This is a genomic window from Rhodococcus sp. IEGM 1351 (genome assembly GCF_030056875.1).
Classification (GTDB): Bacteria; Actinomycetota; Actinomycetes; order Mycobacteriales; family Mycobacteriaceae; genus Rhodococcus_F; species Rhodococcus_F opacus.
In genome coordinates this window covers 48,943-65,035 of record NZ_JASHKU010000028.1, presented here as the reverse complement: position 1 = coordinate 65,035, position 16,093 = coordinate 48,943, and the positions used below count along the sequence as shown (strand labels likewise).

Below are 16,093 nucleotides of genomic sequence, written 5' to 3'. Positions count from 1 at the left end.
AGCGTTCAGATGGACGGAGCGACGCTTCCGCGCTCGGACAGCGCGCCGATCGCGAGGGCGTAGACCTCGTCGACCTCACCTTCCGCATCGACGGCCAGCAGAAGCGGCGAGTAGTAGTCGAGCAGCGGTCGGGTCTCGTCGTGATAGACCCGCAGACGTCGACGAATGACGTCCTCGGTGTCGTCGGCGCGGCCACGGGCCAGCATCCGTTCGACGACTGCATCGTCCGCTATCGAAAAGTCCAGGACGGCGTCGATCTGGCTCAGCTGTCGGCCAAGGAGCTCATCGAGGGCGATCGCCTGAACCACGGTGCGGGGGAAGCCGTCCAGAATGAATCCTGTGGCCGTGTCGTCGGCCGCGAGGCGCTCCGCGACCATCCCGATGGTGACCTCGTCCGGGACCAGTTCGCCGGCATCGAGGAACGATTTCGCCGTCCGCCCCAGTTCCGTGCTCTGTGCGATGTGGCTGCGGAACAGATCGCCGGTCGAGATGTGGGGGAGCTGCAGCGCCGTCGAAAGCGACTGCGCCTGTGTGCCTTTACCCGCTCCCGGCGGCCCTGTCAGAATGATGCGCACAACGAATTCCTTTCACATCGAGCAGCGTCTCACTCCCGCGGCACGGGGCGAGGTCTACGTGGGAGGGGCTACGACTGTTGTGCCTGCACGTCATATGCACCGGCACGGATTGCCGTCACGATCGCAGAGAAGTCACGGCCTGGGCCGTCCTGGGCGACGAACTGTTCGTAGAGTTCGGTGGCGCGCCGTCCGAGCGTCGTTTCGACACCGTTGTCCGTCGCTGCGGACTGCGCGAGTCGGAGGTCCTTGAGCATCAATGCACTCGCGAACCCGCCGGCATAGTCGCGGTTGGCGGGGCTGGTCGGAACCGGTCCGGGAACCGGGCAGTTCGTGGTCAACGCCCAGCACTGACCGGACGCGGTCGACGAGACGTCGAACAGTGCCTGGTCGGTCAGGCCCAGCTTTGCGCCAAGCGCGAAGGCTTCGCTGACGGCGATCATGGAGATCCCCAGGACCATGTTATTGCAGATCTTCGCAGCCTGACCTGCTCCGGAGTCGCCGCATCGGACGATACGGGACCCCATGGCGTCGAGCAGTGAGCTTGCTCGGTCCACCGCGTCGGCCGGGCCGCCGACCATGAAGGTGAGCGTTCCGCCGTCCGCGGCGACCGTGCCTCCGGACACCGGGGCGTCCACCGCCTGATGCCCGGCGCCGACAGCCAGTTCAGCGGCGGCTCGCGCGTCGCCGACATCGATCGTCGAGCAGTCGAGGAAGAGGGTTCCCTGCGATGTGGCCGGGACCAGGTCGGCGTAGACGTCGAGCACGTGCTTGCCGCTGGGCAGCATGGTGATGATCACGTCGGCACGCTCCGCTGCATCGACAGGAGATGCAGCAGAGTCGATTCCGTGTGATGACGCCATCTCGGATGCCGCTGGGGAGGGGTCGAATCCGATGACTGTGTGGCCGTTGCGCACCAGATTCGTGGCCATACCCAAGCCCATGTTTCCGAGGCCGAGGAAAGCGATCTTGCTCATCTGTACTCCTAGCGGTGTGGTAACCGACGTTCAACGCGCAGTCCGAGTCGATGCCGGCAGGTGACGTCGACTCGGACGAGCCCATGGGATAGACCCCGGGAATCTCTTCGCTTCGCGCAGTTTCCGGCGGGGACGAATACAAGTGTGCCCGGGTATGGAGGCCGGGGGAATCACCTAACCTGCAATGGGGATGTGCAATATTGCATCACCGCGCGCCGACAGCAGACCCGAAACCGCCATCTTCGTCGGAAGGGGCGATCACCTGGGACCGTTGGGCGGTGGGCCGAGGTCGACGGAGATTTCCATGCTCCCGAATCCGAGGTAATCCACTCGCAGCCCGCCCCACCTCAGCGTGGCGGTCGCTTCCTGTACCTGGGTAGTCAGCCGGTGAAGCCGGGCGCGGTCCCATTCCGGCGTGTAGGGGTCGTCGTTGTCGAGCAGGAACGCGAACAGCTCGTCCAGGGCCCGCCGGAACTCGCGTACGTCCTGCCGGGCGGCGATGTGCTCGACCACGGTCCTCACCTCTGGTCGGTGTATCGGCGCCGGCTCTTCGCGCGTTGCACAACGACAGGAATGACCGGGTACGGCAATCGCACACCCCGTCGGACTACCCCGCGTCGGCGCGGTGCGCGGTGCCGAAGCGGCGTTGGCAGGCAGCCGGTGACATCGACAGCTCCCGCACGAAGACTCTTCGTAGGCTCTCGTAGCTCGGGAAGCCGGCGAGTGATGCTGCCTGTGTTGCGTTGTGCCCCTGGTCGAGCAGCGCCTTTGCCATGTCGAATCGGACCAGCTCGACATACTGGGCAGGTGTGGTGGACAGCTCGGTTCGAAAGAGTCGCGTGAGGTGTCGAGGGCTCACGTTGAGGTGTCCGGCGAGTTCGGCGAGCGAATGCTTCCCGGCGGGGTCCGCCGTCACCAGATCCACAATTCGGCGGAGGGCTGGTGTGCGCGGCGGTGGGCCTTGGAGTGGGGCAGAGAACTGCGATTGTCCGCCCGCGCGCTGCAAGTAGACCACCAGGCGTCGGGCGACGTCGCGCGTCAGATCGGGGCCATGGTCTTCCTCGACCAGCGCCAGCGCCAGGTCGATGCCGGCGCTCACGCCCGCGGACGTGTACGTGGTGCCGTCGCGAACATAGATCGAGTCGGGTTCGACGAGGGTTGTCGGGTGCCGGGCGGCAAGTTCGTGTGCGACTTTCCAGTGCGTGGTCGCGCGTTTGCCCTCCAGGAGGCCGGCCGCCGCGAGGATGAACGCGCCTGTGCAGATGGAGCCGACCCGAGTAGATCGCGTTGCGAGCGTGCCCGTTGCCTCGACGAGGTCGCGGGCGATGGCGGTTCGCGGGTAGATGTCGCCGCCGGCCACGAGGAAGGTGTCGGGTGCCGGTTCCGATCCTGCGTCGCCGTCGACGGAGATCTTTGTCCCGATAGACGACGCAACACCGGCACCGGTCGGCGACAACAACACGATCTGGTAGTCGGCGCCGCATCGATTCGCCTCCGCGAACACCTCGGCGGGGCCGGCGACATCGAGCAGCTTCACCCCGTCGTAGACCAGGACCGCGACCCGATGCGGGTGGGGGCTCGTACGCACGCTCACCGCCTGTCCGAATTCGGGTGATTCATGGCCGGACCGAGGCGGCGCCGGACCCTCGATGTTCGGCACCGTAGAGGGACGGACACATCGTCTGTTCTACAACATCGAAACCTAAAAGTGCAGGGCCCATGACCGAGATCATCGCAGGAGTAGAGATTCCCGAGACACAGGCGGCAGCCGAAGCCACTCGCCTCGTCCAGGATACGACGAGCCCCCTGATCTTCCATCACTCACGGCGCGTGTTCCTCTTCAGCACACTCCAGGCTCGCGAGCTCGGCCTGCAGCCAGACCCTGAGCTGCTCTACCTCTCTGCCCTCTTCCACGACACTGGCCTCCTCACGCCCTTCTCGGATGTCGAGCAGCGGTTCGAGCTCGATGGGGCCGATCATGCTCGCAAGTTTCTGCTCGACCGCGGTTTCTCCGCTGCCGCCGCCGAGGTGGTCTGGACGGCGATCGCGCTGCACACCACACCCGGGATTCCCGGCCGGATGGGGGACGAAGTCGCCGCCACCCACTTCGGCGTCCTCACCGATGTGGTCGGGCTGGGTCTGGCCGGACTGAACCCGGACCGGGTCGAGGAGATCACCGCTGTCCATCCGCGGGGTGACTTCAAAGAACGAATTTCTGCGTGCCTTCGTCGACGGGCTCAGCCACCGGCCGGACACCACCTACGGCACCGTCAATGCCGACGTACTGGACCACTTCGTTCCCGGCTTCCGCAGCATGAGCATGGTTGATCGCATCACGGGGTCGCCGTGGTCTGCATGACCGGGACGCACCGGAAGACAGCGCGCGATCTTCAGGCAACCTCGTTCAGCACCATCGGTGCGGGCGCCCGGACCCACAACCATTCGACAACCTACTCAGAAGGAACGTCATGACCAGCGTGAATCTCGGCAAGCAGCACCCGTCCGTCTATCGGAGCCTGACGACGCTGGACGCGGAAGTGGAGTTGGTGAAGATCCGCGTCTCCCAACTCAACGGCTGCGCCTTCTGCCTTCGCTTGCACACCCGCGACGCCCTCGCCAAGGGAGAGACGACGGATCGACTGGCCGTCGTCGCAGCGTGGTGGGAGTCGCAGTATTTCAGCGACCAGGAGCGCGCGGCTCTCGCTCTCGCCGAACAGGTCACCGCTCTCGCCGTTCCGGAACGGCGAACCTGGGATGACGGCTCCCTCACAGATGAGCAGGTGTCCGCGATCAGCTGGCTGGCAACCGTGATGAACGCCTGGAATCGGGTCGCGATCACCAGTCACTACCCGGTTGCGCCGTAAAGTTCTCGGCCCTCGGCCCTCGGCGCTGTCGCCGAGGGCCGGCTCTCGGAAGGGCCTGCGACGACCAGCTCGCCCTCTGAACGAAATCCACCGAAAGCGCTGCCGCACCCTCATCCAAGCGGATGGGAAACCATGTGTGGTTGGATCCGACGCGCTGTTGAGGTCGACCTGGGATCGATCGCCAACGAAACATGCCCTACGACGAAGCTTTTGGAGATTCGAGAGTTTCCGGTGAGCCAGTGCTGGCGAAGGAAGGAGAGAGCGTCGAAGATCGCTGTCGAGTGGAGTTGAGTGGTGACCTTGTCGCGTGCTTCGTCGCCGCTCAGCCTGCCGAGCGATGCCGCGACCGGCCGTGCATTCCTTGACGAGTTGCTCGCCCCGCTGCGCGAGCTCCGGGACGGTCTGCGACTCGACGAACATGTTCTTTCCGCGACGCCGATCGTGCGATGTAGTCGGTGAAGGCGCGGACGACGTGCCGAATCAGATCGTGTGGCTGCGTGCGGCGTCTTGTGAATGTTGACATCGACCGCTGTTGACAGCGTGTGATGTCAGTTCTAGTGTCTTCGGCATGCGCGGCATCAACGAGGAGGGCGCCCGAATGGTCAGGTCTGCAATACCGGTGGAACTTCCGGTCGACAACGTCGATCAGGCACCCGAAAGGGTCGACGTACTCATCGTCGGCGCGGGATTCGGTGGGCTGGGAACTGCGATCAGACTGAAACAAGCCGGCATCGACGACTTCGTCGTGCTCGACCGTGCGGAGGACATCGGCGGAACGTGGCGGGTCAATACCTACCCGGGAGCGCAATGCGACATCCCCTCGATCCTCTATTCATTCTCTTTTGCTCCCAACCCGAACTGGACCAGGCTCTACCCGCTGCAGCAGGAGATCCACGACTATCTGCGCGCCTGCGCTGAGAACTTCGGCATCGTCCCGCACCTGCGGATGGGTCATGACGTGCAAGACGCGACCTGGGACGACGACTCGCAGGCGTGGCACGTGACCACCAGTCATGGAAACTGGGAGGCGCGGATTCTGGTCGGGGCGATGGGCCCGTTCAGTGAACCGGCGGTACCGAACCTTCCCGGACTGGCGAGCTTCCAGGGCGCTGTCTTTCACTCCGCCGCCTGGGACCACGAGCACGATCTCGCCGGGGAAAGGGTCGCGGTGATCGGAACCGGTGCCTCTGCGGTGCAGATCATCCCCCGAATTCAGCCGAGCGTCGGTTCGATGACGGTGTTCCAGCGGACCCCGACGTGGATACTTCCGCACCCCGACCAACCGATGACCGGATGGCCACAGAGATTGTTCGCGCGGGTACCTGTTGCCCAGCGGCTGGCGCGGGCCGGTCTCGATCTGGTCCAAGAGGCGATGGTTCCGGGTTTCGTGTACAAGCCGGCGCTGCTGAAAGGGCTGGCGGCGCTCGGCCGCGCCCACCTGCGCCGCCAGGTCCGCAACGCGGAGCTGCGGACAAAACTCACGCCCACCTATGCGTTCGGTTGTAAACGACCGACGTTTTCCAACTCCTTCTATCCGGCGCTCGCGCAGCCGAATGTGGACGTGGTCACCGACGGAATTCGTGAAGTGCGATCGAACGGGATCGTCACCGAGGACGGCGCTCTCCACGAGGTCGACACGATCGTGATGGGAACGGGCTTCCGGCTGACCGACAATCCCGCGTTCGATGTGGTGCGAGGGCGCGACGGTCGTACCCTGGCCGAGGCGTGGAACGGCAATGCCCGAGCCTATCTCGGCACCACAATCAGTGGATTCCCCAACTTCTTCATGTTGCTCGGCCCCAATTCCGTCGTCTACACCTCGCAGGTTGTGACCATCGAAGCTCAGATTGCGTACATCCTCAGTTGCCTGCAGGAAATGAACGCGCAGGGGGCGGCGAGTATCGACGTCCGCCCCGAGGTTCAGCAGGCATTCGTCGACGAGGTCGACAAGAGGCTACAGACCTCGGTGTGGAACACCGGTGGGTGCACCAGCTATTACCTCAGCGGCGAGGGCCGCAACTTCACCTTCTACCCGGGGTTCAACCGCCGCTTCCGCGCGCGGACCCGGCGGGCGGACCTCGACCAATACATCCTCAGCGGGGTCGGAGCCTCGGCAAAATCGACAGTGAGGACAGCAGGATGATGTCGTTTCCCCGAATAGGCCGAAACCCTGTGGTCGATCCGGTCGGTGCGCGGCGATACACGGACGAAGCGCACGCGATCACCGCTCGTGACGTCGAGTTCTCCTGGGACGGAGTGCCGTTGCACTATGTTCCCGGCGAGCCGATGGCCACGCATGTCATCAACTTCATGCACTTGGTACTTCCCGAAGGCGAGCGCGCGATGTCCGCGACGTTGGCCGAGGCGCTGCCACTGATCGAGGACGAGCGGCTCCACGAGGAGGTCGTCGGGTTCGTCGGCCAGGAGGCGACTCACGCCGCGTCGCACAAGGGGGCCCGTGAACACCTCGCGGAACTGGGCATGGACATCGAACCGATGTCGAAGAAGATGGACTGGCTCGTAGACCGGATTCTGGGAGATCGAGGGCTGTCCGGCCGTGCGAAACGGGCGTGGCTGTGTGAGCGGCTGGGTTTGTTCGCCGCCATGGAGCACTACACCGCCGTGGTGGGGGAGTGGCTGCTGACGGACCCCGCACTGGAGAAGGCGGGCATGCACCCGATGATGCTCGACATGGTCCGGTGGCACGGCGCCGAGGAGGTCGAGCACCGCAACGTCGCCTTCGACGCCTACATGTACGTCGACGGCAGCTACGCCCGCCGCGTACGAACGGCACTGATCGCCAGCCTCACCCTCATCCTGCTGTTCCTGACATCGATGAACTACCTCTTCCGCACCGATCCGTCGGCGGACAAGGGGCGCTTCTGGCCACTGCAATTGATCCGTGCAACCAGGCGGGGGCTCGTGCCCAACATCAAATTCCTGATCACGGAAATCCCGCCGTACCTCCGTCCCAGCTTCCATCCCTCGCAGATCGGTGACATGGATGTGGCGATGCGCTACCTCGCACAGTCGCCTGCCGCCAACCGTTCCTACCGAGAAAGCGACTCATGACAATGACGACGTCGGACAGTTCCGCAGGCTCGGACTCCGATACGCCCGACTTCGAACCCTCCAGGGTTCTCCGGCTGGCTGCGCGGGCGACGGTCGCGTACCGAAACGTGTTCGCCGCCAGTCGCGCTGCTCCGTGGCTGTCGAGGCCGAAGCCCGTGCGTCACTGGGGCTTCGATATGAATCTGATTGTTGCGGAGGTGCGGACCGAGGCAGCTGATGTCGTCAGCATGACAGTGGTGTCGCCGGACGGACGCGACCTCCCGTCCTGGATCCCAGGCGCGCACCTCGACCTGATCCTCCCCTCGGGAAAGCAACGGCAGTACTCACTGTGCGGCGACCCCGACGATCTGTCGTCCTACCGCATCGCGGTGCGTCGGATCGACACCGGCCTGGGTGGTTCGCGGGAGGTCCACGACTCCGTGCGGACCGGGACCCCGATCACCGTGCGGGGGCCTCGCAATGCCTTCCCACTGGTTGCCGCGGAATCGTATCTCTTCGTCGCGGGCGGAATCGGAATCACTCCGATCCTGCCGATGGTGAAGAGATGCCACGACCGTGAGCTGCCATGGAGGTTGGTCTATCTCGGACGCTCCCGAGAAACCATGCCGTTCCTCGACGAACTCGCCTGGTATCCCCGTGGCCAGGTCGAGATCCGGCCGGACGACGAATTCGGTCCTCCTGATGTCGCCGGCATCGTCGCCACGGCTTCCCCTGGTGCCGCCGTCTACATGTGTGGCCCGACACCGTTGATGACCACCGCGCGTCGGCTGATGTCCGAGATCGACCCGACCGGATCGCTTCACACCGAACGCTTCTCACCACTTCCGGTGGTCGATGGCCGTGAGTTCGAGATACGACTCGCCCGCCGAGGGACGACTGTGTCGGTCGGGCCGGACGAGACCGCGCTCGCGGCGATCCGCCGGGAGGTCCCGGGTGTCGCCTACTCGTGCCGGCAGGGCTTTTGCGGCACCTGTCGCGTGCGCGTCCTGGCCGGCGAGGTCGATCACCGCGACAAGATCCTGACGCACAACGAACGGGAGAATTCGATGCTGGTCTGTCTGTCCCGCTCGGCCGGTGGATCGCTGGTGATCGACCTGTGATGCGCTGGTACCCACTCGCCGCCACCGACGACGAGTTCCTGCAGACCGCCCGATTCCGGCTCGTGCACATCGTGAACGTGTCGACGGACACCGACCACGTGTGGAGTGTGTTGACCGCACACGACGCACTGGTGTCGTGGGCGCGGCTGATCACGGCAAGCGAGTGGACGTCGTCCCGGCCCTTCGGTGTCGGTACCACCAGAACCGTGACGCTCGGTCACGGCGCCGCGGCGCTGAGGGAACGCTTCTACCGCTGGGACGAGGGCAGACGGATGACCTTTACCGCCGAGTCCGCCAGCAGACCCGGATTCCGCCGGTTCGCCGAGGACATCACCCTGGAACCGACGTCCGACGGAACCCGGCTCACCTGGACCTTTGCGATGGACACCACGCCCGGGTTCGCCCCATTCCTCGTACTGTCCCTGCCAATCCTCCGTCGGGTGACACGGGGATGGGCGCACGCGCTCGCCGACAAGACGCTCGACGAACCGAAGGGAACCCGCCGATGATCACGACCACGGCTGCGGCCGACATGTTCGATGTGATCAGTCCGGCGACCGGGCGGGTGGTAGGAACCCACCCACGCGGGTCGGCCGACGACATCGACGACGCGGTGCGCCGAGCGCGCGAGGTCGCCGGCTGGTGGGGGTCGCTGGGATTCGACGAACGGGCCCGGCGACTCGACGCGTGGCGGGGCATCATCGCCCGTCGGGCACCGGAACTCGCGGAGCTCACCCACCTCGAGATGGGTAAGCCGCGCGCAGACGCGATGCTCGAAATTGCGATGGCCTCGGAACACCTGGCGTGGGCGGCCAAGAACGCCGCCCGTGTACTGGGTCGGCGCCCGGTCCGCTCCAGCCTGCTCACCGCCAACCAATCGGCGAGCGTCGAATATCTCCCCGTCGGAGTCGTGGGGGTGATCGGACCGTGGAACTACCCGATTTTCACCCCGCTCGGTTCTTTGTCCTTCGCGCTCGCAGCCGGGAACACCGTTGTCTACAAGCCCAGCGAGTACACCCCGGGCGTCGGTGTGTGGTTGGCCCAGGCATTGTCCGAGGTCGTGCCGGAACACCCGGTTCTACAGGTGGTCACGGGTGACGGCTCCACGGGAGCCGCGCTCTGCCGATCGGGCGTGGACAAGATCGGGTTCACCGGTTCCACCGCCACTGGAAAACAGGTGATGACCGCGTGCGCGGAGACACTCACTCCGGTTCTGATGGAGTGCGGCGGAAAGGACGCCTTGATCGTCGATGCTGACGGCGACCTCGACGCGGCGGCCGACGCGGCCGTGTGGGGTGGGTTCTCCAACGCCGGTCAGACCTGTCTCGGGGTGGAGCGGGTGTACGTGCACGAAAAGGTATTCGACGCGTTCGCCGATCGGGTGGTCACTCGTGCACGCACGATCCGGGCCGGTTCCGGCGGGAACGCCCAGATCGGTCCCATCACCATGCCCACACACATCGACGTCATCCGTCGCCACATCGACGACGCGATCGGGAGGGGCGGCCGCGCCGTACTCGGAGGGCCGGACGCCATCGAGGGCAACCTCGTGCAGCCGACCATTCTGGTGGACGTGCCGGAGGACAGTGTCGCGGTCACCGAGGAGACATTCGGGCCCACCATGACCGTGACCAGGGTGCGGGATATGGACGACGCGGTCGACCGAACCAATGCGAGCCGATACGGATTGGGGCTGAGCATCTTCTCCCGCCGACGCGGCGAGGAGATCGCGACGAGAATCCGCACCGGCGCAGTGTCGGTCAATTCGTACGTCATGTACGCCGCCGTCCCCAGCCTGCCGCTGGGTGGTGTCGGTGATTCCGGATTCGGCCGGGTCCACGGCGCTGACGGGTTGAGGGAGTTCACGTTTGCCCGTGCGATGACGAGGCAGCGATTCCCGTCGATTCTTCCGCTCACCACGTTTCGGCGCACACCGCGGATCGACACTCTGGTGCGCGTTCTCGTCAGACTGCTCCACGGAAGGCATTGATGATGGCCACGTTCAGAACCCGATCGACGATCGCTCGCACCCTGAGAGACCTGGGACTCCCACTTCCCGGTCGAGGCGCCGAGTACAACGTTGCCGGAAAGGTGGTCCTGATTACCGGCGGCGGCGACGGTATCGGACTGGCATCGGCGCGAGCACTGCATGCCCGCGGCGCGACCGTCGCGCTGATCGATGTCAACCAATCCGCGCTGACGGCGGCCGAATTCGCGCTCGGACGACGGCGGGTCCTCACCCTGGTCGCCGACGTCCGCGACCGTCGCGGCATGGATGCAGCCGTACACCGGGTGATCGAGCGGTATGGGCGGCTCGATGTGGTGATCGCGAACGCCGGAGTGACCCCGCCCCCGTCCACCCTCCGCCAGATAGATCCGGCGGGCTTCGACCGCGTGATCGACATCAACCTCACAGGCGTCTTCAACACCGTCCATCCGGCGATCGACGAAGTGATTACGCGACGCGGCCACATCGTGGTGGTGTCGTCTGCGGCGGCCTTCGCACCCGGTCTCGGTGGTGCGTCCTACATGATCAGCAAGGCCGCCGTCGAACAACTCGGCCGGGCACTCCGTCTCGAACTCGCCGGCTACGGCGCCTCCGCGGGTGTCGCGTACTTCGGGATGGTCGACACACAACTGGCTCGGGCAACGCTGGACGACGACGAGATCGGCAGAAGGCTCGATGCGCGTCTTCCTCGTCCGCTGCGCCGCCGCATCAGTCCGGAGGATGCCGCGACTGTGATCGCGGATGCCATCGCTCGCCGCGCCGGACGCACCCTCGCTCCGGCGGCATGGCAACCGTGGGCACTGGGACGAGGACTGGTGAACGTGCTCGCCGACGGCTACCTGGCGGCCGATGCCGAATGCCACCAACTGATCCGCGAGCTCGAAGAACGCCCCGTCACCACATATCCGAGTGGATCCACAGCAGCCGGTCCTGAACCGAGGAGAACGCCATGACCATCGATGAAGCGCCCCACACCCTGTGCGCAGCATTTCAACGCACCGCCGCCATCGACCCGGACGCCATCGCACTGCGAACGGTCGGCGATTCACAGACGTTGACCTGGCGGCAATACTCGAGCCAGGTCCGCGAAGTGGCGGCTGGATTCGCCGCACTCGGAGTCCGCCGCGGCGACACCGTCGCCTTGATGATGGCCAATCGCGTGGACTTCTACCCCATCGACGTCGGAGCGCTACATGTCGGGGCGACGTCGTTCTCGATCTACAACACGCTTCCTCCCTCTGCCATCGCATACGTTCTCGGCAACGCCGAAGCCAAGGTCGTGGTGTGCGAGGCCCAGTACGTGGAGCGAATCAGGGAATCCGGCGCACTGCTGGAGCAGATCGTCGTCATCGATGCGGAGGCAGGAATTGCCCCGGCCGGGACGCTCACCTTGGACCAGATGAAGGCTCTCGGCTCACCGGAGTTCGACTTCGACGCCGCGTGGCGCTCGGTGCGGCCCGACGATGTTGCAACCCTGATCTACACCTCCGGCACTACCGGCAACCCGAAAGGGGTGGAGTCGACTCATGCCGCATTGCTGTTCGAGGCCGGCGCGGTGTGCTGGATCCTCCCGATCGAGTTCGGGGACCGCATCACCTCCTTCATGCCGTCGGCACACATCGCCGATCGGATGACGGCTCTGTACTTCCAGATGGTGTTCGGAACGCAAGTCACCGTGGTCGCGGACGTACGGCAGATCGCTGCCGCACTTCCCGACTGCCGGCCGACCATCTGGGGCGCGGTACCGCGGGTCTGGGAGAAGCTGAAAATCGCGGTCGAACGGGCGGTGGCGAACGAGCCGGACGACGCACGACGGCGCGCGTTGCAGTGGGGCCTCGAGGTCGGCGCGCGCCGGATCGAGTTGCTCCGGGTAGGTCTCCCCGTACCGGAAGAATTGGAACACGAGTTCGTCAAGGCAGAATCGGTGGTGTTGGCGCCGATGCGCGCCGAACTCGGATTCGACAAGCTCCGATGGGCCGTGTCAGGAGCGGCACCGATACCCGCCGACACGCTGGCATTCTTCGCGGGGCTCGGGCTGCAGATCTCCGAGATCTGGGGGATGTCGGAACTGACCTGCATCGCCAGTGCGGCCCCGGCCGATCCCGCCAAACTGGGAACGGTCGGCAAGATCGTGCCCGGCATGGACATGCGGGTCGCGAACGACGGTGAGCTTTTCGTTCGTGGTCCCCTCGTCATGAAGGGTTACCGGGGAGAGCCTGCCAAAACTGCCGACGCCGTCGACGCCGACGGATGGCTGGCCACCGGTGACGTGGTGTCCATCGACCGGGACGGATACCTCACCGTCGTCGATCGGAAGAAGGAACTGATCATCAACTCCTCGGGGAAGAATATGTCCCCAGCCACCATCGAGAACGCAATCAAGGCCACCTCCTCGCTCATCGGCGGCGTGGCCACTATCGGAGATGCGCGGCCGTACAACACGGCCCTGATCTCGCTCGACCCCGAGGCCGCGGCTAATTTCGCCGCGGCGAAGAACATCCGGGTCGATGCCGCTTCCCTGGCAGCGGACCGCGACATGATCACGATGATCGCCGCCGCGGTCGCGATGGCCAACACCGGCCTCTCTCGCGTGGAGCAGGTCAAACGCTTCCTGATCCTCCCCACCTTCTGGGAGCCGGGCGGTGACGAACTCACCCTGACGATGAAGCTGCGCCGTAAACCGATCGCCGAGAAGTATGCATCGGAGATCGAGCTGCTCTACCGCGAACTCCTCGCCCAAGGTGTGTATGAGCCCGCCGCCGACCGGACGTCGGAGGTCCCGGTCGGGACCTGACATCACTAACCCATCGTGACTTAATCGCAACAACTTTGGAGACGAACCCTTGACTTCTTCCACTGTCACCACGGAAAGCGGCGCATCCCCGTGGATGGACGACGAGCTCGACGCAGTTGCCGAACTCGCACGCAACTTCTTCGCCAAAGAGGTCACCCCCCACCAACGCCGGTTCACCGAACAGGGCTTTCCGGACAAGGAGGTCTACGGCACCCTGGGTGAGCTGGGCTTGTCGGGTATGTCGATTCCTACGGAGTTCGGTGGAGGGGGAGGAACTTTCGCCCACGATGCCGTGCTGTTTCACGAACAGGTGATGGCAGGTGACCACTCGTTGCAACTCGGTGTGCACTCGGGAATCGTTCCGCACTACCTGAACGCGTACGGAAGCCACGAGCAGAAATCGCGATGGCTTCCCAAGCTCACAAGCGGTGAATGGGTCGGTGCCATCGCCATGACCGAACCGGGAACCGGCTCAGATCTGCAAAACATCACTACCAAGGCCGTACGCGACGGGGGCGACTATGTCATCACCGGCGCCAAGACCTTCATCTCGAACGGTCGCAACTGTGACCTCGTCATCATCGCGGCCAAGACCGATGCCACGCTCGGGGCGAAGGGGGTGTCTCTCATCGTCGCCGAGGTGAACGACGACACTCCCGGATTCTCGCGCGGACAGATCTTCGACAAGCTGGGCCAGAAGGGGCAGGACACCACTGAACTGTTCTTCGACGGTCTTCGCGTCCCCGTGGACAACCTCCTCGGAGAACGCGAGGGTGCCGGATTCGTCCAGCTGATGCAGCAACTACCACAGGAAAGATTGATCTGCGGCGTCGCTGCCGTCGCCGCGATCGAACGCGCGGTAGCCCTCACCATCGAGTACACCAAATCGCGGACAATGTTTGGGAAGACACTGTTCGATCTCCAGAACACGCGCTTCGAACTTGCCGAATGCGCTTCCCTCGCAAGGGTATCGCGCACCTTTATCGACGACTGTATCGGCAAACACCTTCGCGGCGAACTCGACGTCACCACCGCCGCGATGGCGAAGTACTGGTTGACCGATCAACAGTGCGCCGTGATCGACCGCTGTCTACAACTGTTCGGAGGATACGGCTACATCCTCGAATACCCCATCGCCCAGATGTACGCCGACGCCCGCATCCAGCGCATCTACGCCGGATCCAACGAGGTCATGAAGGAATTGATCTCGAGAGCGCTGTAGCAACCAGTCCGCCCAGCATCTTCGCGTAGTGGCCGATGACACCAGTTCCTGGGTCACGGCGGCGACGGCGGTCTTTCCCACCCCGGCGGGCGACGACGGGCACGATCGTGACTGTGGGATCGCCGAGGAGTGTGAGGACTTCCGTGACGTCGGCCGCCCGCCCGACGTGACCGGTCGGTGGCGGCACAGTGTGCCGCGAACATCTGGGTCCATGGGAACCCCCCTTCGTCGAAGGTGCCGTGCGCAGCGGAGATGTGGATCGAACGGTGTGCGATACCGGATCAGCGGGACCGTTACCGCTGCCGGCGGTGGCTATTCGCGGGTGAGAGCCCTCCACGTCGAGAATGCTGCGCCGGCGAGGAGCCCACCGGTCAGCACGAAGACGGCGTCGGTCCCGGTGGAGCCTGCGATTGCGCCTGCGGTGAGCGGGATGAGGACTTGCCCGAGCCGATTGCCGGTCAGGCGAAGTGAGAGCGCCGACGCACGGTTCGAGGGAGGTACCAGTCCCGCAACCCAGGTCATAGTGAGGGGCTGTGCGAGGCCCCAGAAGAAGCCGGCAACTGCCATGAGGATGCCGACGATGATCGGTTGAGGCACAGCCGGTATCAGGGCGACTGGCAGTGCCGAGCACAGTGTGCCGGAGATCAGGAGCCACCGGCGCGGTGCCAATTGCAGAAGTCTGGTCAAGAACACACGAGAAACGATCGCGGCGATCGAGCGGGCTGTCAGGATCGCGGTGACCGTCAGTACGGAAAATCCGTACTGCTCCCCGAGGACCGGCAGGTAGGCGGTGGTCAGGTCCATCGAGGTCAGCACGATCAGGCTGCTGAAGACGGCGGGGCGCATGCCGGAGGTGGACAGCATCGCCATCGTCGACTGGCGTACGGGAGCTGCGGATTTTCGCGGTGTCGCGGTCTTGGGTGTCCGAAGGTGCGGTGACAGGCTCGCGGTGGCTGCGAGTGCCGCGAGCACCAGCATCGCGAGTAGCGCGCCGCTGGTTTCGACGTGTCCTTCGTGGCTGCGGGATGCGATGATTCCGGCCACCGGAATGCCGATGGACTGTCCCACGGAGATCCAGACGGTCAGGCCGCCGAATCTGCGGTCGTATTGATCGGGGGAGGACATGAGCGGTACGTATCCCTGGCCGGATACCAGGGTCAGGATGTGGCCGAATCCGAGCAGGATGCTGCCGGCGGCGAGCACGACCAGGTCAGTGCTGGTGATGATCACGACGACCGCGACGCCGGAAAGCGCTGCGCCGATACGCAGTACCGCGGCCGCGTGCCTGCCGTCCACGGCCCGGCCGATGGGGATCGCTGCGACCAGCGGGACGAGCGAATACAACGCGGTCAGGATCCCCACGGTCGCGCCGTTACCGCCGAGCTCGAGGGCTCGGTACGAGATCATCACGCGCACTGCCGCGTATACGGCCTGTAGGAGTGCGGTGACGAGGCAGAGGGAGACGAACCAGGACTTCACGAGTG

Annotated in this window: 14 protein-coding genes and 1 pseudogene; 10 read left to right on the top strand and 5 right to left on the bottom strand. The window is 64.9% G+C overall.

Going from position 1 to position 16,093, the window contains the following annotated elements; genetic code table 11:
- Positions 1 to 5: 5 nt before the first annotated feature.
- The 4 genes from QM806_RS34260 to QM806_RS34245 form a co-directional block, all read right to left on the bottom strand.
- On the bottom strand, positions 6 to 575 hold the full coding sequence (locus QM806_RS34260) for an adenylate kinase (protein WP_065490741.1): 570 nt from the start codon (positions 573 to 575) through the stop codon (positions 6 to 8).
- 68 nt (positions 576 to 643) lie between these two features.
- A complete protein-coding gene (gene mmsB, locus QM806_RS34255) occupies positions 644 to 1,549 on the bottom strand; it encodes a 3-hydroxyisobutyrate dehydrogenase (RefSeq protein ID WP_005568047.1) in 906 nt (301 codons plus the stop codon).
- Between the two features lie 258 nt (positions 1,550 to 1,807).
- Positions 1,808 to 2,062, bottom strand: coding sequence for a hypothetical protein (locus QM806_RS34250; protein ID WP_054246775.1), 255 nt, complete (start codon positions 2,060 to 2,062; stop codon positions 1,808 to 1,810).
- A 94-nt stretch (positions 2,063 to 2,156) separates the two neighbouring features.
- Positions 2,157 to 3,209, bottom strand: coding sequence for a GlxA family transcriptional regulator (locus QM806_RS34245; protein WP_283294330.1), 1,053 nt, complete (start codon positions 3,207 to 3,209; stop codon positions 2,157 to 2,159).
- A gap of 59 nt (positions 3,210 to 3,268) precedes the next feature.
- On the opposite strand from QM806_RS34245, the pseudogene QM806_RS34240 reads away from it, so the two are divergent.
- The 10 genes and pseudogenes from QM806_RS34240 (at position 3,269) to QM806_RS34195 (ending at position 14,609) form a co-directional block, all read left to right on the top strand.
- A pseudogene (locus QM806_RS34240) lies at positions 3,269 to 3,908 on the top strand (HD domain-containing protein).
- 109 nt (positions 3,909 to 4,017) lie between these two features.
- The gene (locus tag QM806_RS34235; protein ID WP_167118570.1) at positions 4,018 to 4,413 is read left to right on the top strand and encodes a carboxymuconolactone decarboxylase family protein; all 396 of its coding nucleotides are present in this window, start codon (positions 4,018 to 4,020) and stop codon (positions 4,411 to 4,413) included.
- 598 nt (positions 4,414 to 5,011) lie between these two features.
- Positions 5,012 to 6,556, top strand: a complete 1,545-nt coding sequence (locus QM806_RS34230; protein ID WP_043790434.1) for a flavin-containing monooxygenase — start codon at positions 5,012 to 5,014, stop codon at positions 6,554 to 6,556.
- A complete protein-coding gene (locus QM806_RS34225) occupies positions 6,553 to 7,485 on the top strand; it encodes a metal-dependent hydrolase (RefSeq protein WP_283294329.1) in 933 nt (310 codons plus the stop codon). The genes QM806_RS34230 and QM806_RS34225 overlap by 4 nt, the downstream gene beginning before the upstream one ends.
- Positions 7,482 to 8,585 (top strand): PDR/VanB family oxidoreductase, encoded by a 1,104-nt coding sequence (locus QM806_RS34220; RefSeq protein ID WP_043790426.1) that lies wholly within the window; start codon positions 7,482 to 7,484, stop codon positions 8,583 to 8,585. Before QM806_RS34225 ends, QM806_RS34220 begins: the two co-directional genes overlap by 4 nt.
- Positions 8,582 to 9,094 carry an SRPBCC family protein gene (locus tag QM806_RS34215; protein ID WP_043790429.1) on the top strand — a complete coding sequence of 171 codons (513 nt, stop codon included), beginning with the start codon at positions 8,582 to 8,584 and terminating at the stop codon, positions 9,092 to 9,094. Before QM806_RS34220 ends, QM806_RS34215 begins: the two co-directional genes overlap by 4 nt.
- Positions 9,091 to 10,575, top strand: a complete 1,485-nt coding sequence (locus QM806_RS34210; RefSeq protein WP_005568061.1) for an aldehyde dehydrogenase family protein — start codon at positions 9,091 to 9,093, stop codon at positions 10,573 to 10,575. Before QM806_RS34215 ends, QM806_RS34210 begins: the two co-directional genes overlap by 4 nt.
- Entirely contained in the window at positions 10,575 to 11,546 is a 972-nt protein-coding gene (locus tag QM806_RS34205; RefSeq protein WP_065490757.1) for an SDR family oxidoreductase, read from the top strand. Before QM806_RS34210 ends, QM806_RS34205 begins: the two co-directional genes overlap by 1 nt.
- Complete coding sequence (gene fadD11 / locus QM806_RS34200) at positions 11,543 to 13,387, top strand: fatty acid--CoA ligase FadD11 (protein ID WP_005568064.1); 1,845 nt, start codon at positions 11,543 to 11,545, stop codon at positions 13,385 to 13,387. Before QM806_RS34205 ends, fadD11 begins: the two co-directional genes overlap by 4 nt.
- A 94-nt stretch (positions 13,388 to 13,481) precedes the next feature.
- Entirely contained in the window at positions 13,482 to 14,609 is a 1,128-nt protein-coding gene (locus QM806_RS34195) for an acyl-CoA dehydrogenase family protein (protein WP_283294334.1), read from the top strand.
- A 312-nt stretch (positions 14,610 to 14,921) separates the two neighbouring features.
- Here the strand turns inward: QM806_RS34195 and QM806_RS34190 are convergent, their stop codons facing one another.
- The gene (locus QM806_RS34190; protein WP_283294325.1) at positions 14,922 to 16,088 is read right to left on the bottom strand and encodes an MFS transporter; all 1,167 of its coding nucleotides are present in this window, start codon (positions 16,086 to 16,088) and stop codon (positions 14,922 to 14,924) included.
- Between the last annotated feature and the right edge of the window lie 5 nt (positions 16,089 to 16,093).

What these genes read in the sequence shown, in the direction of transcription:
- mmsB (WP_005568047.1), bottom strand. Translation starts at nt 1,549, where the DNA reads ATGAGCAAGATCGCTTTCCTCGGCCTCGGAAACATGGGCTTGGGTATG.
- QM806_RS34235 (WP_167118570.1), top strand. Translation starts at nt 4,018, where the DNA reads ATGACCAGCGTGAATCTCGGCAAGCAGCACCCGTCCGTCTATCGGAGC.
- QM806_RS34230 (WP_043790434.1), top strand. Translation starts at nt 5,012, where the DNA reads ATGGTCAGGTCTGCAATACCGGTGGAACTTCCGGTCGACAACGTCGAT.
- QM806_RS34225 (WP_283294329.1), top strand. Translation starts at nt 6,553, where the DNA reads ATGATGTCGTTTCCCCGAATAGGCCGAAACCCTGTGGTCGATCCGGTC.
- QM806_RS34220 (WP_043790426.1), top strand. Translation starts at nt 7,482, where the DNA reads ATGACAATGACGACGTCGGACAGTTCCGCAGGCTCGGACTCCGATACG.
- QM806_RS34210 (WP_005568061.1), top strand. Translation starts at nt 9,091, where the DNA reads ATGATCACGACCACGGCTGCGGCCGACATGTTCGATGTGATCAGTCCG.
- QM806_RS34205 (WP_065490757.1), top strand. Translation starts at nt 10,575, where the DNA reads ATGATGGCCACGTTCAGAACCCGATCGACGATCGCTCGCACCCTGAGA.
- fadD11 (WP_005568064.1), top strand. Translation starts at nt 11,543, where the DNA reads ATGACCATCGATGAAGCGCCCCACACCCTGTGCGCAGCATTTCAACGC.
- QM806_RS34195 (WP_283294334.1), top strand. Translation starts at nt 13,482, where the DNA reads ATGGACGACGAGCTCGACGCAGTTGCCGAACTCGCACGCAACTTCTTC.